Raw genomic sequence first — 337 nt, forward strand, 5'->3', positions numbered from 1 at the left:
ATGCGGAAGTAGTTCAGTGGTAGAACATCACCTTGCCATGGTGGGGGTCGCGGGTTCGAATCCCGTCTTCCGCTTAGCATCAAGCGATGCTTAATTGAACAGATGCACCCATAGCGCAACTGGATAGAGTGTCTGACTACGAATCAGAAGGTTGTAGGTTCAAGTCCTACTGGGTGCATTGGAGGATTAGCTCAGCTGGGAGAGCATCTGCCTTACAAGCAGAGGGTCACAGGTTCGAGCCCTGTATCCTCCATCTGGCCCGTTGGTCAAGTGGTTAAGACACCGCCCTTTCACGGCGGTAACATGGGTTCAAATCCCGTACGGGTCATTGCCGGAA

General features: G+C 52.8%; 4 tRNA genes. All 4 read left to right on the forward strand.

Going from position 1 to position 337, the window contains the following annotated elements:
• Nucleotides 1-2 precede the first annotated feature (2 nt).
• The 4 genes from FD23_RS08860 (at nt 3) to FD23_RS08875 (ending at nt 328) form a co-directional block, all read left to right on the forward strand.
• Nucleotides 3-74: transfer RNA gene (locus FD23_RS08860), tRNA-Gly, on the forward strand.
• A 30-nt stretch (nt 75-104) separates the two neighbouring features.
• Nucleotides 105-178: transfer RNA gene (locus tag FD23_RS08865), tRNA-Arg, on the forward strand.
• A gap of 2 nt (nt 179-180) precedes the next feature.
• Nucleotides 181-253: transfer RNA gene (locus FD23_RS08870), tRNA-Val, on the forward strand.
• 3 nt (nt 254-256) lie between these two features.
• Nucleotides 257-328 (forward strand) — tRNA-Glu (locus FD23_RS08875).
• Nucleotides 329-337 lie beyond the last annotated feature (9 nt).

Origin of the sequence: Lactobacillus delbrueckii subsp. delbrueckii DSM 20074 = JCM 1012 (assembly GCF_001433875.1) — a bacterium.
GTDB classification, from domain to species: Bacteria; Bacillota; Bacilli; order Lactobacillales; family Lactobacillaceae; genus Lactobacillus; species Lactobacillus delbrueckii.